Source organism: Streptomyces sp. NPDC005551, from assembly GCF_042871785.1.
Lineage (GTDB): Bacteria > Actinomycetota > Actinomycetes > Streptomycetales > Streptomycetaceae > Streptomyces.
In genome coordinates this window covers 459716-484061 of record NZ_JBIAJE010000005.1, presented here as the reverse complement: position 1 = coordinate 484061, position 24346 = coordinate 459716, and the positions used below count along the sequence as shown (strand labels likewise).

24 protein-coding genes are annotated in these 24346 nt (G+C 72.5%); 9 read left to right on the top strand and 15 right to left on the bottom strand.

Features of this window, described 5'->3' with window-relative positions; genetic code table 11:
• Positions 1-102 precede the first annotated feature (102 nt).
• The 3 genes from ureG (at position 103) to ACFYP4_RS17480 (ending at position 3270) form a co-directional block, all read left to right on the top strand.
• Entirely contained in the window at positions 103-786 is a 684-nt protein-coding gene (ureG, locus tag ACFYP4_RS17490; protein WP_358853764.1) for an urease accessory protein UreG, read from the top strand.
• Positions 783-1538, top strand: a complete 756-nt coding sequence (locus ACFYP4_RS17485) for an urease accessory protein UreD (RefSeq protein ID WP_388786112.1) — start codon at positions 783-785, stop codon at positions 1536-1538. Before ureG ends, ACFYP4_RS17485 begins: the two co-directional genes overlap by 4 nt.
• Before the next feature lie 136 nt (positions 1539-1674).
• A complete protein-coding gene (locus tag ACFYP4_RS17480; RefSeq protein ID WP_358853762.1) occupies positions 1675-3270 on the top strand; it encodes an alpha/beta hydrolase in 1596 nt (531 codons plus the stop codon).
• A 70-nt stretch (positions 3271-3340) separates the two neighbouring features.
• Here ACFYP4_RS17480 and ACFYP4_RS17475 read toward each other — a convergent pair whose 3' ends face one another.
• The 4 genes from ACFYP4_RS17475 to ACFYP4_RS17460 all read right to left on the bottom strand — a co-directional run bounded on the left by ACFYP4_RS17475 (position 3341) and on the right by ACFYP4_RS17460 (position 6848).
• Positions 3341-4066 (bottom strand): lysophospholipid acyltransferase family protein, encoded by a 726-nt coding sequence (locus ACFYP4_RS17475; RefSeq protein ID WP_358853761.1) that lies wholly within the window; start codon positions 4064-4066, stop codon positions 3341-3343.
• Positions 4067-4168: 102 nt separating this feature from the next.
• Positions 4169-5395 carry an ornithine--oxo-acid transaminase gene (gene rocD / locus ACFYP4_RS17470; RefSeq protein ID WP_388786110.1) on the bottom strand — a complete coding sequence of 409 codons (1227 nt, stop codon included), beginning with the start codon at positions 5393-5395 and terminating at the stop codon, positions 4169-4171.
• The gene (gene ddaH / locus ACFYP4_RS17465; RefSeq protein ID WP_358853759.1) at positions 5392-6222 is read right to left on the bottom strand and encodes a dimethylargininase; all 831 of its coding nucleotides are present in this window, start codon (positions 6220-6222) and stop codon (positions 5392-5394) included. The genes rocD and ddaH overlap by 4 nt, the downstream gene beginning before the upstream one ends.
• 122 nt (positions 6223-6344) lie before the next feature.
• On the bottom strand, positions 6345-6848 hold the full coding sequence (locus tag ACFYP4_RS17460; RefSeq protein WP_358853758.1) for an Lrp/AsnC family transcriptional regulator: 504 nt from the start codon (positions 6846-6848) through the stop codon (positions 6345-6347).
• Positions 6849-7016: 168 nt separating this feature from the next.
• Here ACFYP4_RS17460 and ACFYP4_RS17455 point away from each other — a divergent pair, with 168 nt between their 5' ends.
• The 4 genes from ACFYP4_RS17455 (at position 7017) to ACFYP4_RS17440 (ending at position 11368) form a co-directional block, all read left to right on the top strand.
• Entirely contained in the window at positions 7017-7772 is a 756-nt protein-coding gene (locus ACFYP4_RS17455) for a response regulator transcription factor (protein ID WP_358853757.1), read from the top strand.
• Between the two features lie 10 nt (positions 7773-7782).
• The gene (locus ACFYP4_RS17450) at positions 7783-8142 is read left to right on the top strand and encodes a hypothetical protein (RefSeq protein WP_358853756.1); all 360 of its coding nucleotides are present in this window, start codon (positions 7783-7785) and stop codon (positions 8140-8142) included.
• A 225-nt stretch (positions 8143-8367) separates the two neighbouring features.
• Positions 8368-10113 carry a cation acetate symporter gene (locus ACFYP4_RS17445; protein ID WP_388786107.1) on the top strand — a complete coding sequence of 582 codons (1746 nt, stop codon included), beginning with the start codon at positions 8368-8370 and terminating at the stop codon, positions 10111-10113.
• 49 nt (positions 10114-10162) lie between these two features.
• Entirely contained in the window at positions 10163-11368 is a 1206-nt protein-coding gene (locus ACFYP4_RS17440; RefSeq protein ID WP_358853754.1) for a histidine kinase, read from the top strand.
• Positions 11369-11408: 40 nt separating this feature from the next.
• Here the strand turns inward: ACFYP4_RS17440 and ACFYP4_RS17435 are convergent, their stop codons facing one another.
• The 5 genes from ACFYP4_RS17435 to ACFYP4_RS17415 all read right to left on the bottom strand — a co-directional run bounded on the left by ACFYP4_RS17435 (position 11409) and on the right by ACFYP4_RS17415 (position 16008).
• Positions 11409-11567 (bottom strand): hypothetical protein, encoded by a 159-nt coding sequence (locus ACFYP4_RS17435; RefSeq protein WP_356164609.1) that lies wholly within the window; start codon positions 11565-11567, stop codon positions 11409-11411.
• Between the two features lie 112 nt (positions 11568-11679).
• Entirely contained in the window at positions 11680-12633 is a 954-nt protein-coding gene (locus ACFYP4_RS17430) for a cytochrome c oxidase assembly protein (protein WP_358853753.1), read from the bottom strand.
• Between the two features lie 165 nt (positions 12634-12798).
• Positions 12799-13824: a 6-phosphofructokinase gene (locus ACFYP4_RS17425; RefSeq protein ID WP_358853752.1), complete on the bottom strand. Its 1026-nt coding sequence runs from the start codon at positions 13822-13824 to the stop codon at positions 12799-12801.
• A gap of 201 nt (positions 13825-14025) precedes the next feature.
• On the bottom strand, positions 14026-14754 hold the full coding sequence (locus ACFYP4_RS17420; protein ID WP_358853751.1) for a glutamine amidotransferase: 729 nt from the start codon (positions 14752-14754) through the stop codon (positions 14026-14028).
• Positions 14755-14769: 15 nt separating this feature from the next.
• Positions 14770-16008 (bottom strand): MurT ligase domain-containing protein, encoded by a 1239-nt coding sequence (locus ACFYP4_RS17415; RefSeq protein ID WP_358853750.1) that lies wholly within the window; start codon positions 16006-16008, stop codon positions 14770-14772.
• Positions 16009-16161: 153 nt separating this feature from the next.
• Here ACFYP4_RS17415 and def point away from each other — a divergent pair, with 153 nt between their 5' ends.
• Entirely contained in the window at positions 16162-16701 is a 540-nt protein-coding gene (gene def / locus ACFYP4_RS17410; RefSeq protein ID WP_388786103.1) for a peptide deformylase, read from the top strand.
• Positions 16702-16744: 43 nt separating this feature from the next.
• On the opposite strand, the gene ACFYP4_RS17405 is transcribed toward def, so the two are convergent.
• Positions 16745-17389 carry a TetR family transcriptional regulator gene (locus ACFYP4_RS17405; protein WP_358853748.1) on the bottom strand — a complete coding sequence of 215 codons (645 nt, stop codon included), beginning with the start codon at positions 17387-17389 and terminating at the stop codon, positions 16745-16747.
• A gap of 169 nt (positions 17390-17558) precedes the next feature.
• Here ACFYP4_RS17405 and ACFYP4_RS17400 point away from each other — a divergent pair, with 169 nt between their 5' ends.
• Positions 17559-18785: an acyl-CoA dehydrogenase family protein gene (locus ACFYP4_RS17400; RefSeq protein ID WP_358853747.1), complete on the top strand. Its 1227-nt coding sequence runs from the start codon at positions 17559-17561 to the stop codon at positions 18783-18785.
• Positions 18786-18971: 186 nt separating this feature from the next.
• Here the strand turns inward: ACFYP4_RS17400 and ACFYP4_RS17395 are convergent, their stop codons facing one another.
• The 5 genes from ACFYP4_RS17395 to ACFYP4_RS17375 all read right to left on the bottom strand — a co-directional run bounded on the left by ACFYP4_RS17395 (position 18972) and on the right by ACFYP4_RS17375 (position 24328).
• Positions 18972-20186: a cytochrome P450 gene (locus ACFYP4_RS17395; RefSeq protein ID WP_388786100.1), complete on the bottom strand. Its 1215-nt coding sequence runs from the start codon at positions 20184-20186 to the stop codon at positions 18972-18974.
• A gap of 382 nt (positions 20187-20568) precedes the next feature.
• Positions 20569-20808 carry a DUF6213 family protein gene (locus ACFYP4_RS17390; RefSeq protein ID WP_358851145.1) on the bottom strand — a complete coding sequence of 80 codons (240 nt, stop codon included), beginning with the start codon at positions 20806-20808 and terminating at the stop codon, positions 20569-20571.
• Between the two features lie 25 nt (positions 20809-20833).
• Positions 20834-22219, bottom strand: a complete 1386-nt coding sequence (locus tag ACFYP4_RS17385; RefSeq protein ID WP_358851146.1) for an NADP-dependent succinic semialdehyde dehydrogenase — start codon at positions 22217-22219, stop codon at positions 20834-20836.
• 109 nt (positions 22220-22328) lie between these two features.
• Positions 22329-22787 (bottom strand): NUDIX domain-containing protein, encoded by a 459-nt coding sequence (locus ACFYP4_RS17380; RefSeq protein WP_388786247.1) that lies wholly within the window; start codon positions 22785-22787, stop codon positions 22329-22331.
• Positions 22788-22789: 2 nt separating this feature from the next.
• On the bottom strand, positions 22790-24328 hold the full coding sequence (locus ACFYP4_RS17375) for an ATP-dependent DNA ligase (protein WP_388786097.1): 1539 nt from the start codon (positions 24326-24328) through the stop codon (positions 22790-22792).
• Between the last annotated feature and the right edge of the window lie 18 nt (positions 24329-24346).

The window sequence follows — 24346 nt, the reverse complement described above, 5'->3', positions numbered from 1 at the left end:
CGTCCCTTCCCTTCCTGTCCGAGGGGCTCCGCCCCCGGACCCCACGTACCGTCCTGCGGCCTCGTCTCGAACGCCGGACGGGCTGAAACCTGGAGCCGCTTCATGCATCTCGACCACACCCACCTCCATGACGGGCCCTCGGCCGTGGGGGCCGACGCCCTCCGGGGCGACGGCCGTCGGCGGGCGCTGCGGATCGGGCTCGGCGGGCCCGTCGGGTCGGGCAAGACCGCGACGGTCGCCGCGCTCTGCCGGGCGCTGCGCGACGAGTTGTCCCTCGCTGTCGTGACGAACGACATCTACACGCGGGAGGACGCCGAGTTCCTGCTGCGGGAAGCCGTGCTGCCGCCCGAGCGGATCACGGCCGTGGAGACCGGGGCCTGCCCGCACACCGCGATCCGCGACGACATCTCCGCCAACCTGGAAGCGGTGGAGGAACTGGAGGACGAGCTGGGGGCCCTGGACCTCGTGCTGATCGAGTCCGGGGGAGACAACCTGACGGCGACCTTCTCCAAGGGGCTCGTCGACGCGCAGATCTTCGTGATCGACGTCGCCGGCGGTGACGACATCCCCCGCAAGGGCGGCCCGGGGGTGACCACCGCCGACCTGCTGGTGGTGAACAAGACGGACCTCGCACCGTACGTCGGCTCCGACCTCGGGCGGATGGCCGCCGACGCCGAGGTGCAGCGGGCCCGGCTGCCCGTCGTCTTCCAGTCGCTGCGGACCGAGGCCGGGGTCGGTGAGGTCGCCGACTGGGTGCGCGCTCGCCACGCCGCGTGGACGGCATGACGGCAGGGGTACGGGCCACTGCGCGGATCGCGGCGCGCGGCGACGGCAGCGGCGGTACCTCCCTGCCGGTGCTGGAAAGTGGAGGGCCGCTGGCGCTGCGCCGCACCCGGGCGCACGGATCCGAGGCGCGGGTGATGATCGTCGGCGCGATGAGCGGGCCGCTCGGCGGGGACCATTTCGGCGTCGAGGCAGAGGCGGGCGACGGGGCCCGGCTCCACGTCGGCTCGGCGGCCGCGACCATCGCCCTGCCGGGCCAGGCCGGGGGAGAGGCGCGCTACGACATCCGGATCGGCGTGGCCGCCGGGGCTGAACTGCACTGGATGCCGGAGCAGTTGATCTCCGTCAGGGGGAGCGACCTGTACGTGTCGTCCGGCGTCGACGTGGCGGCCGGGGCCCGGCTCGTCTTCCGGGAGGAGCAGGTGCTCGGGCGGGCCGGCGAGGAACCGGGACGGCTCACCAGCCGTCTCACCGTGCGCGTCGACGGGAAGCCGGTGCTGGACCAGGAACTGTCCTGCGGGCCCGGCGCACCCGGCGGCTGGGACGGTCCCGCCGTCCTGGGGGGACACCGCGCCCTGGGCCAACTCGTCGTCGTGCGACCAAAGTTCGAGCGGGAACCGATGGCGCCCCGACTGTTCGGGGAGGGCGCCGCACTCACCCCGCTCGCCGGTCCCGCCGTCCTGGTGACCGCCCTCGCGCCGGACGCGCTGCGGCTGCGGCGGACGCTCGACGAGGCATTGCGCGCACTGGACTGACCTACCCACTCCGCTCAACGGAGCAACGCGCACCGGTTATCGGATTAGTAAAGAAGCCAGGGCGCCTCTGTTCTCAGGGGCCCCACAGCAGAAAGGATCCCGGTACCAATCGCAACGACGTACGCGGAGGCCCCACTTGAGTGGTATCAGACCGACGAGGCGGGTGGCAGCGCTCGGCTCGGCCGGAGCGCTCGTCACGGCGACCCTGATAGCCGGAGCCGTCGCGGCGCCGTCGGCAGCCGCCGACGCGCGGCACGGCCAGGACCGACAGGCCCGGGGTGCCGCGATCGCGGCGGCCAGGGCCGCCAAGGCCGGGATCGACTGGAAGGACTGCCCGGCCGACTGGGGCTTCGCCAAGCCGATCCAGTGCGGGTGGGTCACGGTGCCGCTCGACTACGCGCGTCCGAACGGCAAGCAGATCAAGATCGCCGTCGACCGCATCGGGAACACCGGGACCAAGGAGGAGCGCCAGGGCGCCCTCGTCTACAACCCGGGCGGCCCCGGCGGTTCGGGCATGCGTTTCCCGACCCGGGTCACCAACAAGAACCCGGTCTGGGCGAACGCCGCGAAGGCGTACGACTTCGTGGGCTTCGACCCGCGCGGTGTCGGTCACTCGGCACCCATCTCCTGCATCGACCCGCAGGAGTTCGTCAAGGCGCCGAAGGCCGACCCGGTCCCGGACTCCGAGGCCGACAAGCGCGCCCAGCGCAAGCTCGCCGCCGAGTACGCGGACGGCTGCGCCGAGCGCAGCGGCGAGATGCTGCCGCACATGACCACGCCGAACACCGCGCGCGACCTGGACGTCGTCCGGGCCGCCCTCGGTGAGCGGAAGCTCAACTACCTGGGCGTCTCCTACGGCACCTACCTGGGCGCCGTCTACGGCACGCTCTTCCCGGGACACGTCCGCCGCATGGTCGTCGACAGCGTGGTCAACCCCTCGCGGGAGAAGATCTGGTACGAGGCCAACCTCGACCAGGACGTCGCCTTCGAGGGACGCTGGAAGGACTGGGAGGACTGGGTCGCGAAGAACGACGCGACCTTCCACCTCGGTGCCACCCGGGCCGAGGTCCAGGCCAACTGGCTGAAGCTGCGGGCCACCGCCAAGAAGAGCCCGCTCGGTGGCGTCGTCGGACCGGCCGAGCTGATCAGCTTCTTCCAGAGCGCCCCGTACTACGACTCCGCGTGGGTGCCGGTCGCGACGGCGTTCAGCAAGTACGTCGCCGGTGACACCCAGGCGCTCGTCGACGCGGCCGCCCCGGACCCGACGGACCTCGCGGGCAACAAGGCCTCCGAGAACAGCAACGCCGTCTACACCGCGGTCGAGTGCACCGACGCCAAGTGGCCCACCAGCTGGAAGAAGTGGGACCGGGACAACACGCGGCTCCACAAGGACTACCCGTTCATGACGTGGGCCAACGCGTGGATGAACCTGCCCTGCGCCACCTGGCCGGCCAAGCAGCAGACCCCGGTCAAGGTGAAGACCGGCAAGGGTCTGCCGGCCGTCCTGATCGTGCAGTCCACCGATGACGCCGCCACCCCGTACGAGGGCGCCGTCGAACTGCACAAGCGCTTCAAGGGCTCCCGCCTGATCACCGAGAAGGACGCGGGCTCGCACGGCGTGACCGGCCTGGTCAACCCGTGCATCAACGAGCGGGTGGACACCTACCTGCTCACGGGCGGCACGGACGCGGCCGACGTGACGTGCGCCCCGCACGCCACGCCCAAGCCGTAGTCCCGCCCGGCGGTACACCTAGGGGGCGGCCGGTCTTCCGGCCGCCCCCTTCACCGTCCGACCGGTGCCCTCACCGCGTCGGCAGCCGCGGGAACCTGCGCGCCCGTCGCGCCTGTGCCGCGGCCTCCTTCGCCTTGACGGCGGCCGCGTACTCGTCGACGTACTCCTGCCCGGAGAGCGTGAGGACGGCGTACATGATCTCGTCGGTGATCGCGCGCAAAATGGTCTTCTCGTTCTCCATCCCGGCGTAGCGCGAGAAGTCGAGCGGGGTGCCGAAGCGGATCGCGACGGGACGGACGCGCGGGATCTTCTTGCCCGGCGGCTGCGCCTCGAACGTGCCGATCATCGCGCAGGGGATCACCGGCACCCCCGCCTTGAGGGCCATCACCGCGACCCCGACCTTGCCCTTGTAGAGCCGGCCGTCGTGCGAGCGGGTGCCCTCCGGGTAGATGCCGAGCAGCTCGTCCTTGCGCAGGACGCACAGCCCCTCACGGATGGCGGCCTGCCCGGCGTCCTTGCCCGACCGGTCCACCGGGATCTGTCCGGCACTGCGGAAGAAGAAGGCGGTCAGCCGGCCCTTGATGCCGGGGCCGGTGAAGTACTCGGCCTTCGCCAGGAAGGTGATGCGCCGCTTCAGGATGGCGGGCATCAGGAAGTGGTCCGAGAACGAGAGGTGATTGCCCGCGATGATGGCCGCGCCCGACGACGGCACGTGCTCCAGGCCCTCGATCCGCGGCCGGAACACCAGCCGCAGCAGCGGACCCAGAAGCACGTATTTGAGCACGTAATAAAACACTCTGCCGCTCCTTCGTACCCCCGCGGGAGCGATCAGTGTAGGCACGGGCGTGGCCGGGCGTAACCATCCTCGCAGGCACGCCCTGTCGCCACGTGGCCGGTATCAGCCCCCCTGCGCCAGAACCTTCTCCAGGGCCCCGAGAGCGGACCGGAGTTCCTCACCGCTGATGGTCAGCGGAGGGGCGAGCCGGATCGTGGAGCCGTGGGTGTCCTTGACCAGAACCCCCTCCCGCACGAGGCGTTCACTGATCTCGCGGCCCGTGCCGATGGCGGGGTCGACGTCCACGCCCGCCCACAGTCCCCGGGCGCGGAACCCGACGACGCCCCGGCCCACCAGGTGCGTGAGGCCGCCCCGCAGCACGACACCCAGTTCGGCGGCCCGGCGCTGGAACTCACCGGTCTCCAGCAGCTCCACGACCGCCGAACCGACCGCCGCCGACAGCGGGTTGCCGCCGAACGTGGACCCGTGCTCGCCGGGACGCAGCACCCCGAGCACCTCGCGACGGCCGACCACCGCGGAGACCGGCACGATGCCGCCGCCCAGCGCCTTGCCGAGGAGGAGCAGGTCCGGGACGACGCCCTCGTGGTCGACGGCCAGTGTGCGGCCGGTGCGCCCGAGCCCCGACTGGATCTCGTCCGCGACGAACAGGCATCCGGCGCGCCGCGTCAGCTCGCGGACGCCGGTGAGATAGCCCTCGTCCGGGATGACGACGCCGGCCTCGCCCTGGATGGGTTCGACCAGCACGGCCGCCGTGGTCTCGTCCACGGCCGCCTCCAGCGCGGCGAGGTCGTTGTACGGCACCACGCGGAAGCCCGGGGTGAACGGGCCGAAGCCGGCGCGGGCCGTCTCGTCGGTGGAGAAGCTGACGATGGTGGTCGTCCGGCCGTGGAAGTTCCCGGCGGCCACGACGATCGTCGCCCGGGCGGCCGGGACGCCCTTCACCTCGTACGCCCACTTGCGGGCGACCTTGACGGCGCTCTCCACCGCCTCGGCGCCCGTGTTCATCGGCAGCACCATGTCCAGGCCGGTCAGGGCGGCCAGCGACTCGGCGAACTCGGCGAGCCGGTCGTTGTGGAAGGCGCGGGAGGTCAGGGTCAGCCGGTCGAGCTGGCGGTGCGCGGCCTCGATCAGGGCGGGGTGCCGGTGGCCGAAGTTGAGGGCCGAGTAGCCGGCCAGCATGTCCAGGTAGCGGCGTCCCTCGACGTCCTCCACCCAGGTGCCCTCGGCGCGGGCGACGACGACGGGCAGCGGGTGGTAGTTGTGCGCGACGACGGGGGCCTCGGCACGGATGACGTCGGCGGAGCTGCGCGTACGGGCGGGAGCGGTCATGAGCGGATCTCCTGGGTGCAGCACTTGATGCCGCCGCCGGCCTTGTGGAATTCCGAGAGGTCGACGGGGACGGGGGCGTAGCCGTGGCGGTCGAGTTGGTCGGCGAGGGCCGCGGCGCGCGGCGAGATGAAGACGTGGCGGCCGTCCGAGACGGAGTTGAGGCCGAAGGTCATCGCGTCCTCGCGGGTGGCGATCACCGCGTCCGGGAAGAGCCGCGCCAGCACCTCGCGGCTGCCGGGCGAGAAGGCCTCCGGGTAGTACGCGACGTTCGCCGCGCCCCCGTCGCTCCCGTCGTCCAGCACGAACAGGGCGGTGTCCAGATGGTAGAAGCGCGGGTCCACCAGCTGGAGGCTGACGACCGGGACGCCGAAGAACTCCTGCACCTCCCGGTGGGCCTCGCGGGTGGTGCGGAAACCGGTGCCCGCCAGGACGTACCGGCCGACCGGGACCAGGTCGCCCTCGCCCTCGCACACCGACTCGGAGCGGTACACGTCGAAACCGGCCGTCTGGAACCAGGTCTCGTACGCAAGGGACTCGGGGCGGCGCTGCGGGGCGTGGAAGTACGAGCCGAAGACCCGGCCCGCGAGGACGAGCGCGCAGTTCGCGGCGAACACCATGTCGGGCAGGTCGGAGACGGGATCGACGGAATCGACGGTGTGGCCGTGGGCACGATATGCGCGGACCAGCGCCTGCCACTGTTCGCGGGCGAGGTCGACGTCGACGTGAAGGCCGGGGTGCATCCAGGGATTGATCGCGTACTGCACGGCGAAGTGTCTGGGTTCGCAGACGAGGAAGCGCCGGGGGCGCGGCACACGGCTCTCGGGCACGGACGGGTTCCTCCGCTTCCTGCGGTGTCGGCTGGGATGCATCCACGGTAGGAATGGGGGGATACGGGCGACAAGCGTGGAGAGCTGCGCGTGTGCGCAGCTTTGCTGCGTGCTCGCGACTGTCAGCGCATGTTTGCTGCGTCGTCCGGCGCGGCGTGGGTCGCACCGGCCTCCGGAGCCTCCGGCAGCAGGTGGGACAGCACCATGTAGCTGATCGTCTTGCGGATGAACGGCTCGGTCCTGATCCGCTCCAGCACCTCCTCGAAGTGCTCCACGTCCGTGGCCCGCACGTGCAGCAGCGCGTCCGCGCCGCCGGTCACCGTCATCGCCGCGGTGATCTCCGGATGGTTGCGCACCACCTCGGCAAGGCGCCGGGGCGGTGCCGCGCCCTCGCAGTACACCTCGACGTACGCCTCGGTGCGCCAGCCGAGCGCCGTCGGCTTCACCGTGGCCGTGAACCCGGTGATCACCCCGGTCTCGCGCAACCGGTCGACGCGGCGCTTGACCGCGGTGGCCGACAGACCGATCGACGCGCCGATCTCCGCGAAGGTGGCCCGGGCGTTCGCCATCAGTGCCGTGATGATCTTGCGGTCGAGGTCGTCGAACATCGCGGGCTTGCTGTTCATGGCGGCACTGTATCCAGCGCGTCGGCGGCACTGTATCCAGCGCGTCGGCGGTGCCGTGTCCAGCGCGTCGGCGACACCTTGGCCGGTCGGCGTCCGTGCCCCGTGCGGCGCCGGAGCCACCGCCCCGCACGTGTCCATGCGTCCGCCTTGCTCCTACACTCCACCTTCATGCTGCGCGCGCTCGCCGTCGACGACGAACGGCCCTCCCTCGAGGAACTCCTCTATCTGCTGAACGCCGATCCACGGGTCGGCAGTGCCGAGGGCGCGAGCGGTGCGACCGAGGCGCTGCGCCGGATCAACCGCGCACTCGAATCCGGGCCCGACGGGCCGGAGGCGATCGACGTGGTGTTCCTCGACATCCACATGCCCGGGCTCGACGGGCTGGACATGGCCCGGCTGCTCACCGGGTTCGCCCAGCCGCCGCTCGTCGTGTTCGTCACCGCCCACGAGGGCTTCGCCGTCCAGGCCTTCGACCTCAAGGCCGTCGACTACGTGCTCAAACCCGTACGCAGGGAACGGCTCGCGGAGGCCGTCAGACGCGCCGTCCAGCTCAAGGACGCCACCCCGCTCATCCCGGTGCACGAGCCCGACCCGGACCACATATCCGTCGAGCTCGGCGGCGTCACCCGCTTCGTCGCCGTCGAGGACATCACCCACGTCGAGGCCCAGGGCGACTACGCGCGCCTGCACACCGCCCAGGGCAGCCACCTCGTCCGCATCCCGCTCTCCACCCTGGAGGAGCGCTGGCGCCGGCGCGGCTTCGTCCGCATCCACCGGCGCCACCTCGTCGCCCTGCGCCACGTCGACGAACTCCGCCTGGACGCGGGCACCGTCAGCGTCCAGGTCGGCGCCGTCGAACTCCAGGTGAGCCGCCGGCACGCCCGCGAGCTGCGCGATCTGCTGCTGCGCCGGACCGCGGGCTGAGGGGGACGGCGTGCCGCAGGATCCGGCCGACCGCCGCGTCGTCGTCACCGGGGTGCCCCGGCGCACCCGCGGCGCGTCCGGCCACTACCGGCCGAGGACCGAGATCGACGAACAGACCACGCTGGGCCACACCTACGTGCGTTCCCTCATGCGCAGCCAACTGCGGGCGGGCCTCACGGTGTTCGCCGTCCTGGTCCTCCTCGTCGGGCCCCTGCCCCTCGTCTTCGCCGCGCTGCCCGACGGCGCGGGCCCGCAATGGGCGGTGCTCGGCTTCGGCCTGTACCCGCCGCTGGTCCTGCTGGCCCGCTGGTACGTGCGCCGCGCGGAACGCAACGAGAAGGACTTCGTACGCCTCGTCGAGGACCGCTGAGATGGCCCCCGAGAGGGCGGCCGGGCGGGCCGACACGATGAAGGCCGGGCGGCCCTGTGCGAAGGCGGCCGGGCGGCCCTGTGCGAAGGCGGCCGGTCCGCCCCGCGTGAAGGCGGCCGGGCGGGCCGACACGATGAAGGCCGGGCGGCCCTGTGCGAAGGCGGCCGGTCCGCCCCGCGTGAAGGCGGACGGTCCGCCTCGCGTGACGAGAGCGGGCAGCGCGCCGTGAACCAGGGCTACGCCGTCTCCGCTGTCGCCCTGGTCGTCCTCGCGACCGTCCTGGTCGGCGCGTTCGGACTGCGCATCTCCCGGACCACCTCCGACTTCTACGTCGCCTCGCGCACCGTGGGCCCCCGGCTCAACGCGGCCGCGATCGGCGGCGAGTACCTGTCCGCGGCCTCCTTCCTCGGCATCGCGGGACTCGTCCTGGTCCAGGGCCCCGACATGCTCTGGTACCCGGTCGGCTACACCGCGGGCTACCTGGTGCTGCTGCTCTTCGTGGCCGCCCCGCTGCGCCGCTCCGGGGCCTACACGCTGCCCGACTTCGCCGAGGCGCGGCTCGCCTCGCAGCCGGTGCGCCGACTGGCCGGCGCCTTCGTGGTCGGGGTCGGCTGGCTGTACCTGCTGCCCCAGCTGCAGGGCGCGGGCCTCACGCTGGCCGTGCTCACCGACGCGCCCGACCGGTTCGGCGGCGTGCTCGTCGCCCTCGTGGTGGTCGCGACGGTCGCCGTCGGCGGCATGCGCAGCATCACCTTCGTGCAGGCCTTCCAGTACTGGCTGAAGCTCACCGCGCTGCTGGTCCCCGCCCTGTTCCTGGTCCTCGCCTGGCAGGGCGACGGCGCACCGCGGCACGCCTTCGACGAACCGCCCGCCTTCCGCGAGCAGCGCGTCGTCCGCGTCGACGAGACCCTCGACCTGGAACTCGCCGCGCCGCTCGGTGTCACGGTGAGCGGCACGGTCGACGGCCACCGGTACACGGGGGACCGGCTGCGCCTGCCGGCCGGCGCCCACCACATCGCGCGCGGCACCCGGCTGGTCTTCGCCGAGGGCGCCCCGGTCCCCGCGGCCGACCGGGCGGACGGGGGCGGCATGTCGACGTCCCTGGCGGCAGGCCGCGAGGAACGCCCCCTGTACGCCACGTACGGACTGATCCTCGCCACCTTCCTCGGCACGATGGGACTCCCGCACGTGGTGGTCCGCTTCTACACCAGCCCGCACGGGGTCGCCGCCCGCCGCACCACCGTCGCGGTGCTCGGCCTCATCGGCGCCTTCTACCTGCTGCCCCCGGTCTACGGCGCGCTGGGCAGGCTCTACGCCCCCGAGCTCACCGTCACGGGGAACGCCGACGCCGCCGTACTGCTGCTGCCCGACCGCATGGTCGGCGGCGCCGGCGGCGACCTGCTAGGGGCACTGGTGGCGGGAGGGGCCTTCGCCGCGTTCCTGTCCACGGCCTCCGGACTGACCATGGCGGTGGCCGGCGTCCTCACCCAGGACGTGCTGCCCTCCCGCGGGGTACGGCACTTCCGCCTCGGGACGGTCCTGGCCATGGCCGTGCCGCTGGCGGCGAGCATGCTGGTCGGCGGGCTGCCCGTCGCCGACGCGGTGGGCCTCGCCTTCGCCGTGTCCGCGTCCTCCTTCTGCCCGCTGCTCGTCCTCGGCATCTGGTGGCGGCGGCTGACCCCGCCCGGTGCGGCGGCCGGCATGCTGGTCGGGGGCGGCGCGGCCTTCGCCGCCGTGGCCGCGACCATGGCCGGCTGGCCGGGCACCGGCACCCTGCACGCGCTGCTCGCCTGGCCCGCGCTGTGGTCCGTGCCGCTCGGCTTCCTCACCATGGTGCTGGTGTCCCTGGCCACGCCGGGCCGGGTGCCCGCGGGGACCGCGACGATCCTGGCCCGGTTCCACCTGCCGGAGGAGCTGTCCGACGAGCCGAGGCGCACCGCGGCAGCGCACCCGAAGGAGGCCGGGTCGTGAGTGGTACGCGGGGTTCCGGCGGGACGGACGCCTGCCGGGGGGTACGGACGTGAGCGGCTTCCTCGCCGGGCTGTGCGTCGCCGTGCTCCCCCTGCTGGCCGCGGGCTTCTGGCTCGGCCGGCGCACCTCCAGGCCCCGCAGCCTCGGCGGCCTCGGCACCCCCGTCGAGCACGCCACCTTCCAGACCCTGCACACCGCGTCCCTCGCCGCGCCCCCGCTGCGCGCCGGGCTCACCGAGGAGACGGCCCGCAGATCCGCCCGCCGGCTGCGCACCCTGCTCGGCACGGACGCCCTCTGTCTCACCGACCACGAGACGGTCCTCGCCTGGGACGGCGTGGGGGAGCACCACCGCGCCGAGATCATGGAGCGGCTCGGCGGCCCCCTGGAGTCCGGCCGCGGTGAGGCCTTCCGGCTCGTCTGCGACACCCCCGACTGCCCGCTGCGCTGGGCCGTCGTCGCCCCGCTCACGGTCGACGACCGGGTGCACGGAGCGCTGGTCGTCTGCGCGCCCCGCGAGTCCGCCGTCCTCGTCCGGGCCGCGGGCGAGGTCGCCCGCTGGGTTTCGGTCCAGCTGGAACTCGCCGACCTGGACCGGTCCCGCACCCGCCTGATCGAGGCGGAGATCAGGGCCCTGCGCGCCCAGATATCCCCGCACTTCATCTTCAACTCGCTCGCGGTGATCGCCTCGTTCGTGCGCACCGACCCCGAGCGGGCCCGCGAACTGCTCCTGGAGTTCGCCGACTTCACCCGCTACTCGTTCCGCAGGCACGGCGACTTCACCACCCTCGCCGACGAACTGCACGCCATCGACCACTACCTGGCCCTCGTCCGCGCCCGCTTCGGCGACCGGCTCGCGGTCACCTTGCAGATCGCCCCCGAGGTTCTGCCGGTCGCGCTGCCCTTCCTCTGCCTCCAGCCCCTGGTGGAGAACGCCGTCAAGCACGGCCTGGAGGGCAGGACCGACAAGAGCCACATCAGCATCACCGCCCGGGACGCCGGTGCCGAGGCGCTGGTCGTCATCGAGGACGACGGCGCCGGCATGGACCCCGTACTGCTGCGCCGCATCCTCGCCGGGGAGGTCAGCCCCTCGGGCGGCATCGGCCTGTCGAACGTCGACGAGCGGCTGCGCCAGGTGTACGGGGACGACCACGGCCTTGTCATCGAGACGGCGGTGGGAGCGGGCATGAAGATCACGGCCCGGTTGCCGAAGTACCAGCCGGGCGTGCACTCGGCCGGGCGGCTGCCCCGGGACTGACTCCCCGGGGCGACCGTCCGCCGCCCCGGGGCCGGGGGCGTCAGGTGGTGCGGGTGGCCACCATTCCCAGTGTGATCAGACCGAGCACGACCCAGCCGAACCACAGCCAGCCGTTGCTCCCCAGGGCCACCGTGTAGGCCGTCACCGCGACGAGCCCACCTATGGTGAGCACCCCCATCGTCTTCGTGGAACCGGGCATCGCAACACCCTCCTCATGGTTCGTCCTCCTCCATGGTGCCCCGATCCGGCTCGGATCGGCCCACCTGGGACGTGAGGGGCCTGTTTTCGCGGCTGCGGCCCGTGGGGCCGGTTCAGCGGCCGCGGGCGTCCAGGGATGCCAGGTAGGCGTTGTACGCCGCCAGCTCCTTGTCGCCGTCGCGGTCGGCGGCCCGGTCGGTACGGCGGGCCTGCCGCTGCTCGGAGCCGTACCACTGGAACAGCAGCGCCAGGAGCACCAGCACCGAGGGGATCTCGCTGAACGCCCAGGCGATGCCGCCCGCCGCGTTCTGGTCGGCGAGCGCGTCGATGCCGAGCGAGGCGGGCGGGTTCTCGTACGTCTGGACCATCGGCGCGGACGCCATCATCAGCGCGATGCCGAAGAAGGCGTGGAACGGCATGCCCGCGAACAGCTCCAGCATCCGCATCAGATAGCCGGGCCGGTGCGGGCCGGGGTCCACGCCCATGATCGGCCAGAAGAAGACCAGTCCCACGGCGAGGAAGTGGCACATCATCGCGATGTGACCGGCCCTCGACCCCATCAGGAAGTCGAAGACCGGTGAGAAGTACAGGGCGTAGAGGCTCGCGATGAACAGCGGGATGGTGAACGCCGGGTGGGTGACGATCCGCATGTAGCGGCTGTGCAGGAACATCAGCAGCAGTTCGCGCGGGCCCTTCTGCCCCCGGGTGCCGGCCACCGGCAGCGCCCGCAGGGCCAGGGTGATCGGCGCCCCGAGCAGGATCAGGATCGGCGAGAGCATGCTGATCACCATGTGCTGGACCATGTGCACGCTGAACATGACCATGCCGTAGTCGTTCAGGCGGGTGCACATCATGAGCAGGACGCTCAGCACGCCGATGACGAAGGACGCGGTCCGGCCGGCCGACCACGCGTCACCGCGCCGCGCGAGACGCACCACCCCCCAGCCGTACAGGCCGAGCCCCACCAGACAGGCGACGAGGAAGAACGGGTCCGTGGACCACTCGAGACCTCGTCCCAGCGTGAACGGCGGCAGCTCCGTGGTCATGCCGTGCCCGCTGTGATCCATCCGCCGGCTCCTGATTCGTGGGGGTGCCTCCCGGGCCCTTTTACGCCACTGGGGGAGGGTGTGGGCTGTCTGTCCGGGTCCAGAGTAGAACCGCCCCCGGTCGCGGCTGCGACCGGGGGCAGGGCTTCGGGACGGGCGGCGTCGAACCGGACGGTCCGCAGCGGACTAGAGGACCACTTCCGCCTCGGCGTACCGCTCCTCGGGGACCGTCTTCAGCGTCTCGACCGCGTCCGCGAGCGGCACCATCACGATGTCGGTACCGCGCAGCGCGGTCATGTTCCCGAACTCGCCGCGGTGCACGGCCTCCACGGCGTGCCAGCCGAACCGCGTCGCCAGCACGCGGTCGTACGCCGTCGGGGTGCCGCCGCGCTGGACGTGCCCGAGGATCACCGGACGGGCCTCCTTGCCGAGGCGCTCCTCCAGCTCCAGGGAGAGCTGGCGGGCGATGCCGGCGAAGCGCTCGTGTCCGTAGATGTCCTTGGCGCCCTCGTCGAAGCTCATGGTGCCCTCGCGCGGCTTGGCGCCCTCGGCGGCCACGACGATGGCGAACCGCTTGCCCGCCTCGAAGCGCTCGCCGACCTTGGCGGCCAGCTCCGCGATGTCGAAGGGGCGTTCCGGCACGACGATGGCGTGCGCACCGGCCGCCATGCCGGAGTGCAGCGCTATCCAGCCGGTGTGGCGGCCCATGACCTCCACGATCAGCACGCGCTGGTGGGACTCGGCGGTGGTCTTCAGCCGGTCCAGCGCCTCGGTGGCGACGCCCACGGCCGTGTCGAAGCCGAAGGTCACGTCCGTGGCGGCGATGTCGTTGTCGATGGTCTTCGGCACGCCGACGATCGGCAGGCCGCTGTCGGACAGCAGCCGGGCCGCCTTGAGGGTGCCCTCCCCGCCGATCGGGATGATCGCGTCGAGACCGAGCTCCTGGACGTGCCCCCTGGCCCGCTCCACACCGTCACGCAGGTGCGCCGGCTGGACCCGGGACGAGCCGAGCATCGTGCCGCCGCGGGCGAGGATGCCGCTCACCGCGTCGAGGTCGAGCTTGAGGTAGTCGCACTCCAGAAGGCCTTTCCAGCCGTCCCGGAAGCCGATGACCTCGTCGCCGTGGTCGACGACGGCACGATGCACGACGGACCGGATGACGGCGTTCAGACCGGGGCAGTCGCCGCCGGAGGTGAGGACACCAATGCGCATAGCCCGAAATACCTTCTCCGCGTGGGCGGGGACCGGACCACGTTGTCCGGCTGGAATCCCCGCCACCCTACCGGCGGGAGGGGGCGGGGCCGCACCGGGCGTCCGCCTGCTGGACGCCCCCGCACAGCTGAGCGGAACCCGTGTCAGACGGGCTCCGCCGAACCGTTTCCCGGGGGCCGCGGGCGGACGGGGCGCGCGGTCTCAGGCGGGCTGCTGAGCCGCCGCGATCCGCTCGGAACGCAGCGCCTCGTACCACCGGTCGTCGATCGGCGGCAGCGCGTTCACGTCGAGCGCCAGCTTCAGCAGCAGGTCCGCGATCAGCGGGTTGCGGGCCAGCACGGGACCGTGCATGTAGGTGCCGAAGACGGTGTCGTTGTACGCGCCCTCGGTGCCGTCACCCGTGCCGTTGCCCTTGCCGAGCCGCACGTTCGCGAACGGGCGCGCGGAGGGGCCGAGGTGGGTGATGCCCTGGTGGTTCTCGAAGCCGGTCAGGGGCGGCAGGCCGAGGCGGGCGTCGATGTCGCCGAGCACGTCGCCGACGCACCGCTCGCCCTCGCCGCGGGTGGAGACCACGTCGAGCAGACCGAGGCCGGGCTCGCGCTGGCCGAGGTCGTTGATGAACTCGTGGCCGAGGATCTGGTAGCCGGCGCAGACGGAGAAGACGATCGCGCCGTTGCCGACCGCGCGGTGCAGGCCGCCGTCGCGGCGCAGCCGCTCGGCCGCCAGCCGCTGCGGCCGGTCCTCGCCGCCGCCGATCAGGTAGATGTCGCCGGAGGTCGGGATCGGCTGGTCGCTGCGCACGTCCACGCGGGCCACGTCGAGTCCGCGCTGACGGGCCCGGCGCTCGACGACGAGGGCGTTGCCCTGGTCGCCGTAGGTGCTGAGCAGGTCCGGGTAGATCCACACCAGCCGCAGTTGGTTGTCAGTCATGGTCATCCTCTTGGGTCAGTTTCCGACGCGGCGGCGCAGGTCCTGGAACGCGGTGTAGTTCGCGATGACCTCGATCCGTCCGGGCGGTGCCTTCTGCACGGCCTGGTCGAGGTTCTCGCAGACCTCGAAGTGCTGGTTGGCGACCTCCAGGCGCACCGCGAGGTCCAGCTTCCGGTCGCCGACGACGAAGATCGGGTGGCCGGTCAGCCGCGTGTAGTCGACGTCCCACAACCAGGAGGTGTCGGTGCCGTCGGCGCCGCGCGCGTTCACCGACAGGATGACCGGGGTCGGCGGCGGGTCGATCAGCGAGAACGTCTCCAGCCAGCCCGCCGGGTTCTTGGCGAGCAGCAGGCGCAGGTCGCGCTGCATGAACTGGACGACGTCGTAACGTCCGGCCACCGCCTGCACCTGGTACATGCGCTCCAGGGCGACCTGGGGCGGCACCCCGAAGACGGCGGCGACGGCGGCGGAGGAGGCGGCGTTCGCCTTGTTGGCGCGGCCGGGCAGCTGGAGGTGGATCGGCCAGCTGGAGCCGTGCGGGTCGAGGACGTAGTCCCCGGAGAGCGCCCAGCTCGGCGTCGGGCGCCGGAAACCGCACTCGTTGCAGAACCAGTCGTCACCGGGCCGCTGCATCACACCGCCGCAGGACGGGCAGGACCAGGCGTCGTCCTTCCACATCTGGCCCGCGGCCACCCACACCACGTTCGGCGAGGAGGAGGCGGCCCACACGACCAGCGGGTCGTCCGCGTTGGCGATCACGACGGACTTGGTGCCCGCGAGGCCCTCGCGCCAGTGCTCGGCGAGCATGCGGGTCTCGGCGGCGCGGTCGAGCTGGTCGCGCGAGAGGTTCAGCAGCGCGATGGCCTTCGGGTCGGTGTCGCGTGCGACACCGGCCAGGTACTTCTCGTCGACCTCGATGACCGCGAACTTGGCGTCGGAACCGCCGGCCAGCGCCGAGGTGATACCGGCGGGCATGTTCGCGCCCAGCGCGTTCGAGACGACCGGGCCCGCGGCGCGCAGCGCCTCCGCGATCAGCCGGGTGGTGGTGGTCTTGCCGTTCGTGGCCGACACCAGGATGACATCCAGGTGCGTGGCGAGCCGGGCCAGCAGATCGGGGTCGAGCCTGAGCGCCACCCGGCCGCCGATCACCGATCCGCTGCCGCGTCCAGCGGCACGCGAGACAGCCGCGGCCGCCTTGCCCGCCGTCACGGCCAGCTTGGCCCGCGGCGTCAGCGGGTCCGAGTTGCCTGACATCGTGTCCGATCCTCCTTGCGTACGCGCCGCGCCTCTGCCCCCGGCACCGTGTGGCCCTCAGCCTATCGAGATCCACTCAGGTGCCCGAATCGCGGCACCGTCACGGTGCCCGCGCGACATTCGCGCGACATCGAGGACCGTACCCTTGCCGCCATGCGACAACGCTCCATCCCGGGCGCCCGAGGGCGAGTCCGGCCCCTCACCCTGCTCGGTGATCCCGTGCTGCACACGCCGTGCGAGGACGTCACGGGCTTCGGTCCCCAACTGGCCGGACTCGTCGAGGACATGTTCGCGACGATGTACGCCGCCCGCGGCGTGGGCCTCGCCGCGAACCAGATCGGGCAAGGGCTGCGGGTCTTCGTGTACGACTGCCCGGACGACGAGGACGTCCGCCATCTGGGACACCTGGTGAACCCGCGGCTCGTCGAGGCGGACGGGCTGGTGCTGCGCGGCCCGGAGGGCTGTCTGTCGCTGCCGGGCCTGGAAGCGGGCACCGAGCGGTACGACGAGGCGCTCGTCGAGGGTTTCACCGTGACCGGCGAACCGGTGCGGGTGCGCGGCACCGGCTGGTTCGCGCGGTGTCTGCAGCACGAGTGCGACCACCTCGACGGCCTGGTGTACCCGGACCGGGTCACGGGCGTCCGGCGCCGCCGGGTCCTGCGCCGGGCGGCGCGGGCCTCCTGGGCGCGCTGAGCCCCGCCCACGCGGTGCGCGCGGGGTCCCTGCCGACGCGAGGTCAGAAGCCGGGCCCGCCCGCCCTGTCGCCGGCCGCCGCCAGCCTGCCCCACAGGAGGTCGGCCAGGCTCCGCACCAACTCGGCGCGCGGGCAGGGACGTTCGCCGAGCCACCAGTCGCCGGCCGCGTGCATCATGCCGACGATGCCGTGTCCCCACACCCGGGCGAGCTGCTGGCTGCCGGGGCCGAGGTCGACGCGCTCCTCTATGACCCGGGCGAGCTCCTCGCCCATGCGGCGCAGCAGCGGGGCGGAGTGCAGACCGACGTCGAAGCCCATGTCGCCGGGCTGGCCGGCCTCCGCCGGATGCATCAGGAAGCGGTACACCTGCGGGCGGGCCTCGATGGCCGAGAGGTAGGTGTCCAGCGTCGCCTCCACCCGTTGCCTGCGCTCGGCCGGGGCGTCCAGCGCGGCCCGCAGGGCTTCGAGAAGGGCGTCCGTGTGCCGCTTGGCGAGGGCGGCGTAGAGTCCGCCCTTGTCGCCGAAGTGCCGGTAGAGGATCGGCTTGGTGATGCCCGCCTCGGCGGCGATGGCGTTCATCGAGGCGCCGGGGCCGTCGCGGAGCACCACCCGGTCGGCTGCCTCCAGCAGCTCGCGCCGGCGTCGGTCGGCGGACCTCTGCTGCTCGGTCCGCTGCGTGGTCTCCATGTGCTCTCCCCACCTGTGCTGATTCGGTGACGCCTCCGCAAACTAACACTCACGGGCAACGCCCTTTCGAACGGGCTACCGAGTGGGATCGGGGAGTTGACTTTCACTACCCGCCGGTAACAGACTCCTGTTACCGCAAGTAACACGCGCAGGCAACGCTGGAGGGGACATGGCCGAGTTCACCATGGAGCTCAACGACGAACAGAAGGAGGTCCGGGACTGGCTGCACGGCTTCGCCGCCGACGTGATCCGTCCCGCCGCCGCCGAATGGGACGAGCGTGAGGAGACTCCCTGGCCGGTCATCCAGGAGGCAGCGAAGGTCGGCATCTACTCCCTCGACTTCTACGCCCAGCAGTACTTCGACGCCACCGGCCTCGGCATCCCGATGGCGATGGAGGAGCTCTTCTGGGGCGACGCGGGCATCGCGCTGTCGATCGTCGGCACCGGCCTGGCCGCCGTGGGTGTCCTCGCCAACGGCACCGAGGAGCAGATCGGCACCTGGATCCCCCAGATGTACGGCGACGCCAACGATGTCAAGGTCGCCGCCTTCTGCTCCTCCGAGCCCGACGCCGGCTCCGACGTGGCCTCCATGCGTACCCGTGCCGTCTACGACGAGGCCAAGGACGAGTGGGTCCTCAACGGCACCAAGACCTGGGCGACCAACGGCGGGATCGCCAACGTCCACGTCGTGGTCGCGGTCGTCGACCCCGAGCTCGGCTCCAAGGGCCACGCCTCCTTCATCGTCCCGCCGAACACGCCCGGTCTGTCCCAGGGCCAGAAGTTCAAGAAGCACGGCATCCGCGCGTCGCACACCGCCGAGGTCGTCCTGGAGAACGTCCGCGTTCCCGGCTCCTGTCTGCTCGGCGGCAAGGAGAAGCTCGACGAGCGCTTCGCCCGGGCCCGTGAGCGCGCCAGGAAGGGCGGGGAGCGGGTGAAGAACGCCGCGATGGCGACGTTCGAGGCGTCCCGCCCGGCGGTCGGCGCCATGGCCGTCGGCACCGCCCGCGCGGCGTACGAGGAGGCGCTGGAGTACGCCAAGACGCGAGAGCAGTTCGGCCGCCCGATCATCGACAACCAGGGCGTCGCCTTCCAGCTCGCCGACATGCGCACGTCCATCGACGCGGCCCGCCTGCTGGTGTGGCGCGCCTCCTGGATGGCGGTGAACGGCAAGCCGTTCACCGCGGCCGAGGGCTCCATGTCGAAGCTCTTCGCCAGTGAGACCGCCAAGAAGGTCACCGCCCAGGCGGTGCAGATCCTCGGCGGCAACGGGTTCACCCGGGAGTACCCGGTGGAGCGGATGCACCGCGACGCGGCGATCTACACCATCTTCGAGGGCACGAGCGAGATCCAGCGCCTGGTGATCGCCCGCACCCTGTCGGGGATGCCGATCCGCTGAACGGCTCCACGGGTACGTCCGTGGGGTTCGCGAAGGCGTGCGGGCACCGCGGCGGCACGACGATCACCGTGCCGCCGTGGTGCCCGCACCATCCCGTCCCCCGTGCCGGACGGCCCGCCGGGGTGCGCACCGTACGGCCGTGACCATGCGGCACGAACAGCGGGGCGAGCGCCCGTCGGGAGCCGGTCACCAGGTCACGGGCAGGGCCTCGGGCCCCCGGATCAGCGCGCCGCGCCGGAAGGGGACCCGGTCCGCCGGGACGGCGAGCCGCAGTCCCGGCACCCGGTCGAGCAGCGCGTCCACCATCAGCTCCGACTCCAGCCGGGCGAGCATCCCGCCCAGGCAGCGGTGCGGTCCGGACCCGAAGGACAGATGGGGGTTCGGGCTCCGCGAGAAGTCGATCCGCTCCGGGTCGGGGAAGACCTCCGGGTCCCGGTTGGCGGCCAGGTACGACACGTACACCGCGTCGCCCTCCCGGATGCGTACGCCCCTGATCTCCACGTCCTCCATGGCGATGCGGGACAGGCCCACCGAGCTGCGGTGCGGGATGTAGCGCAGCAGTTCGTCGACGGCCCGCGGGCGGATGCCCGGATCCGCGCGGAGCTGCTCGTACAGGTCCGGGCGGGTCAGCAGGATGTAGAACATCTGCCCGCTGTTGTGGGCGACCGCCTCGCCGCCGATCTGGACGAGCACGGCGAGACCGACGGCCTCGTCCATGGTCAGCTCGTCCCGGCCCACCGCGGCGCCGAGGAGCGAGGTGACGTCCTCGCCCGTGCCGTCGCGCCGGTCCCCGATGAGCCGCTCGAAGCAGGCGCTCATCTCGTCCTCGGCCCGCTCGCCGACCTCGGCGCCGTGCGAGGAGGACAGGATCAGCCCGGCCCAGGTGTGCATGGACCGCCGGTCGTCCGTGGGGACTCCCGTCAGCTCGCAGACGACCGCGGCGGGGAAGGGGCTCAGGACCGCCTCGGTGAGGTCCGCGGGCGGACCGTCCCCGAGCATCTCCGTGACCAGCTCGTCCAGCATGCCGCGGGCGCTGTCGCGCAGCCGTTCCACATTGCGGGCCGTGAAGGCCGCGGCCACCGCGCGGCGCAGCCGGGTGTGGTCGGGCGGGTCGGCGAGGCCCACCGCGCCCGCCGCCGGGCTGAAGTGCGGGGAGGGGCGGGTGACCTGCCGTCCCCTGACCGCCGCGCGGCTGAAGCGGGGGTCGTCGGTGACCGCGCGCACGTCGTCGTGGCGCGTCACCAGCCACGCCCAGCCCTCGCCGTCCGCCAGCTGGATGCGGGTGAGCGGGCCCTCGCGCATCAGCTCGGCCAGGACGGGGTCGAACTCCACGCCTTTCAGGTGGAGGGCGGGCCAGTGCCGAACGGGCGGCAGGGCCCCGGTGAGCGTCCGTTCTGTCATCCCGTCCTCGCATCTCGTGGGCGGTGCCGTGCCGGCGGCCCGGGTCGTCCCCGCGGTGACGCCGTCGCCGAACAGGCGGAGCGACAGGCGGACACCGGGACCGGTCGGCCGGTGGCACGGCGCCGGAGCGTCTCCTCGATCGGCTGCACGGTCACGGTGGTGTCCCCACGATCACCCGGCGGCGCGGGGATATCGCGTCGGACTACTCCGGACCGGGGAGGACCCGCACGGGGTGCCGACCCGGCCCCCGGGTGCCCGGAACAGCCGGGACGGGGGAGTACGCGGCGACCCGGACCCTCTTCGCTCCGCCCGCCCCGGGGGAGCGCGGCGGCACACGGGCCGACCGGGGCCGGCCGCGCCCCGGCGGCGGGCCGGCGCACCGTCAGTTCGTCGTGGTCCCGCTGCTGTGCGCGATGCAGGCGACGTCGATCCGGTCGGCGAGCTTGGCGAGTTCGATGGTGAGCGTCGCGACCGTGTCCTCGTCGAGACCGTCCTGGCCGGCCTCCACCAGATGCAGCCACCGGCCGCCCACCGTGCGCAGCAGTTTGCTGACGTCGGCGGCCGAGACCTGCAGCGTGCCGCGGTCGTCGACGATCAGAGGGAGGGTCACTTCGCGGTTCACAGGGGGGATCGTAGCTGCCGGACGCTCACGCTCCGTGCCACACCGTGGTGATGTTGCAGAACTCTCGGATTCCGTGCTCCGACAGCTCACGTCCGTAGCCGGACCGCTTGACCCCGCCGAACGGGAAGGCCGGATGGGACGCCGTCATCCCGTTGACGAACACGCCGCCCGCCTCCAGGTCCCGGACGAAACGGTCCACCTCGGCCTCGTCGCGAGTCCAGACGTTCGAGCTCAGCCCGAACGGCGTGTCATTGGCGATCGCGACCGCCTCGTCGAGGTCGGCGGCCCGGTAGAGCGTGGCCACCGGCCCGAAGGCCTCCTCGTGGTGGATGCGCATCTCGGGGGTGATGTCGGCCAGGATCGTCGGGGCGTAGTACCAGCCCGGACCGTCGGGGCGCTCGCCGCCGCACAGCACCGTCGCACCGCTCTCCACCGCGTCGTCGACGAGTTCCTCCAGGTCACTGCGGCCCTGCTCGGTGGCGAGCGGTCCCACGTCCGTGCCCTCGTCCATCGGGTCGCCCACCGTGAGCTGCCCCATCGCCGCCGTGAAGCGTTCGGCGAAGGCGTCGAACACGTCCGTGTGGACGATGAACCGCTTGGCCGCGATGCACGACTGCCCGTTGTTCTGGACACGCGCCGTCACCGCGGTCTTCGCGGCCTGGTCGAGGTCGGCCGACGGCATGACGACGTACGGGTCGCTGCCGCCCAGCTCCAGGACCGTCTTCTTGATCTCGTCCGCGGCGACGGAGGCGACCGCGCGGCCCGCCGGCTCGCTTCCGGTGAGGGTGGCCGCCTTGATCCGCGGGTCGCGCAGAATGTCCTCGATCGCGCCGGAGCCGATCAGCAGCGTCTGGAAACACCCGTCGGGGAAGCCCGCCCGGCGGAACAGGTCCTCCAGGTAGAGCGCGGTCTGCGGCACGTTCGAGGCGTGCTTGAGCAGGCCCACGTTGCCCGCCATCAGCGCGGGCGCGGCGAACCGGACGACCTGCCACAGCGGGAAGTTCCACGGCATGACGGCCAGGACCGGGCCGAGCGGCCGGTAGCGCACGATCACCCGGGAGGCGCCGGAGTCGCGGGCCGCCGACTCGCCCGGCTCCTCGTCCGCGAGGAGTTCCCCGGCGTGGTCGGCGTACCAGCGCATCGCCTTGGCGCACTTCGCCGCCTCGGCGCGGGCCTGCTTGAGCGGCTTGCCCATCTCGGTGGTCATGATCCGCGCGATCTCGTCCTGGTCCTCGTCCAGGAGCCCGGCGGCCCGGTGGAGCAGCCGCGCCCGCTCGGCGAGGGACGTGGTGCGATAGGTGCGGAACGTGGCCGCGGCGGTGGCGAGCCTGCGCTCGATCTCCTCGGTGCCGAGGGCGTCGTACGTCTTGAGCGTCTCGCCGTTCGCCGGGTTCACCGTCGCGATGGGCATGGCCGACCTCCTGGGAGCGGGGCTGTTCTGTGACCCTGCCGCGCCGCGCGGTACACCGCAACGCGGAGGGCTCTTCGGGGAACCGGTGCCGCCTTGCGGACACCGGCTCTCACTCCGAGTGCTCCATGAGCCGGTCGAGAAACGCCGCCTGCGCCGGCACGATCACCGCCCGGGCCCGCTCCAGGCCGCACCACTGCACCCGGTCGAGCTCCGGGAACTCCTGCACACGCCCGGACTTCGGGGGCCACTCCATCTCGAAGGTGCCCGGGACCATCGCGGCCGGGTCGAGGTCGGCCTCGATCGCCCAGGCCGTCACGATCTTGCCGTTGGACTGCCGGACCTCCCCGAGCGGTATGGCCGCGCCCTCGGGCGGCGGCAGCCCCAGCTCCTCCTCGAACTCGCGGCGCGCCGCGTCCCAGGCGGGCTCGTCCGGCTCGTACTCGCCCTTGGGCACGGTCCACGCGCCGGCGTCGCGCCGGGCGAAGAACGGGCCGCCCATATGGCCGAGGAGCACCTCGACCTCGTCGCCGGCACGCCGGTACAGCAGCAGGCCCGCACTCCGCCTCACCGTCACTTCGCCACCTCCGGGTGGGCGGCCAGGAGGGTCGCGACGGTGTCGGCGCCGGCCGGGGTCTTGTCCTCGCGGTAGCGGACCACCCGGGCGAAGCGGAGCGTGACGCCGACCGGATAGCGGGTGGAGCGCTGGAGGCCGTCGTAGGCGATCTCGACGACGAGTTCGGGGCGTACGGTCACCACGCGGCCGTTGTCGTCGACGGCCAGCTCCCGCAGCCGCTCGGTCTGCCACGCCAGCATCGCGTCCGTCATCCCCTTGAACGTCTTGCCCAGCATCACGAAGCCCCCGTCCTCGCCGCGTGCGCCCAGATGCAGGTTGGAGAGCTTGCCGGTGCGCCGCCCGTGGCCCCACTCGGCGGCCAGCACGACCAGGTCGAGCGTGTGCACGGGTTTGACCTTCAGCCAGGACGCGCCGCGCCGGCCCGCGCTGTAGGGAGCGTCCAGCGCCTTGGCCACGACGCCCTCGTGTCCGCGGGCGAGCGTGTCCGCGAGGAACGTCTCGGCGGCGCCGGCCTCCTCCGACCCCGGCACGAGGGTGCGCCGCACCCGCATCGGCTCGGGCACCAGCCGCGCCAGCTCGGCGTGCCGCTCGGCGAACGGCAGGTCCAGCAGGTCCCGGCCGTCGACCGACAGCGCGTCGAAGAAGACGGGGGAGACGGGCACCGCGGCGGCGGCCGTCGCCACGTCCAGGCGCGAACCGACGCGCCCGGCGATCTCCTGGAAGGAGCGGGGCCGGCCGCCCTCGTCGAGCGCGATGACCTCGCCGTCCAGGATGAAACGCTCCCCGTCCAGCTCCAGCGCCGCCGAGGTCAGCTCGGGCAGCCGGCCGGTGATGTCGTCGAGCGTGCGGGTGTAGACGCGCACCCGGTCGCCGTCCCGGTGGACCTGTACGCGGATGCCGTCGAGCTTCTCCTCGACGGCGCACGGGCCCAGTTTGCCGACCGCCTCGGTGACGGACGCCGCCGTGTGCGCCAGCATCGGGAGGACCGGCCGGCCCACGGTGAGGCGGAAACCGTCCAGGGCGCCGGGACCGTCCGCGAGCAGCGCCTGCGCCACGGTCTGCAGCGACCCGGCGAGCATCACCGCCCGCCGTACGTCGGCGGGCGGCGCCCCCGTCGCCACGGCCAGCCCCTCGACGGCGACGGCGTCCAGCGCGCCCTGCCGCACCTCGCCGGTCAGCAGCCCGAACAGGAAGCGCTGCTCCGCCTCGGTGGCCGCCGCCAGCAGTTCGGTCATCAGATGCCTGCGTCCGGCCTGCGAGCCGGTGCCGGTGACCGCGCCGAGCCCCGTCAGGCGGGCGTCCACCTCGCGCACGGTCAGCGTGGCTTCGGCGGCGGGCGGGACCGGTGTGCCGAGGAGCTTCCAGCCGACACCGAGCCGGCCCTGGGGCAGCCGTCCGGCCAGGTACGGGATGACGATCGGCACGTCGTCGGCGTCCGCGTCCCGGAACAGCTCGGCGAGCAGAGCGATCTTCCGGGACCGCGCCGAGGTGGCGGCGACCTCCTGGGACACGTGGGCGAGCCGGCTCAGCAGCATGCAGCCATGGTGCAACGG

Excerpts from the sequence above, each read along its gene's own strand:
- ureG (WP_358853764.1), top strand. The coding sequence starts at position 103 with ATGCATCTCGACCACACCCACCTCCATGACGGGCCCTCGGCCGTGGGG.
- ACFYP4_RS17485 (WP_388786112.1), top strand. The coding sequence starts at position 783 with ATGACGGCAGGGGTACGGGCCACTGCGCGGATCGCGGCGCGCGGCGAC.
- rocD (WP_388786110.1), bottom strand. The coding sequence starts at position 5,395 with ATGACCGCTCCCGCCCGTACGCGCAGCTCCGCCGACGTCATCCGTGCC.
- ACFYP4_RS17460 (WP_358853758.1), bottom strand. The coding sequence starts at position 6,848 with ATGAACAGCAAGCCCGCGATGTTCGACGACCTCGACCGCAAGATCATC.
- ACFYP4_RS17455 (WP_358853757.1), top strand. The coding sequence starts at position 7,017 with ATGCTGCGCGCGCTCGCCGTCGACGACGAACGGCCCTCCCTCGAGGAA.
- ACFYP4_RS17435 (WP_356164609.1), bottom strand. The coding sequence starts at position 11,567 with ATGCCCGGTTCCACGAAGACGATGGGGGTGCTCACCATAGGTGGGCTC.
- ACFYP4_RS17430 (WP_358853753.1), bottom strand. The coding sequence starts at position 12,633 with ATGGATCACAGCGGGCACGGCATGACCACGGAGCTGCCGCCGTTCACG.
- ACFYP4_RS17425 (WP_358853752.1), bottom strand. The coding sequence starts at position 13,824 with ATGCGCATTGGTGTCCTCACCTCCGGCGGCGACTGCCCCGGTCTGAAC.
- ACFYP4_RS17420 (WP_358853751.1), bottom strand. The coding sequence starts at position 14,754 with ATGACTGACAACCAACTGCGGCTGGTGTGGATCTACCCGGACCTGCTC.
- ACFYP4_RS17415 (WP_358853750.1), bottom strand. The coding sequence starts at position 16,008 with ATGTCAGGCAACTCGGACCCGCTGACGCCGCGGGCCAAGCTGGCCGTG.
- def (WP_388786103.1), top strand. The coding sequence starts at position 16,162 with ATGCGACAACGCTCCATCCCGGGCGCCCGAGGGCGAGTCCGGCCCCTC.
- ACFYP4_RS17405 (WP_358853748.1), bottom strand. The coding sequence starts at position 17,389 with ATGGAGACCACGCAGCGGACCGAGCAGCAGAGGTCCGCCGACCGACGC.
- ACFYP4_RS17400 (WP_358853747.1), top strand. The coding sequence starts at position 17,559 with ATGGCCGAGTTCACCATGGAGCTCAACGACGAACAGAAGGAGGTCCGG.
- ACFYP4_RS17395 (WP_388786100.1), bottom strand. The coding sequence starts at position 20,186 with ATGACAGAACGGACGCTCACCGGGGCCCTGCCGCCCGTTCGGCACTGG.
- ACFYP4_RS17385 (WP_358851146.1), bottom strand. The coding sequence starts at position 22,219 with ATGCCCATCGCGACGGTGAACCCGGCGAACGGCGAGACGCTCAAGACG.
- ACFYP4_RS17375 (WP_388786097.1), bottom strand. The coding sequence starts at position 24,328 with ATGCTGCTGAGCCGGCTCGCCCACGTGTCCCAGGAGGTCGCCGCCACC.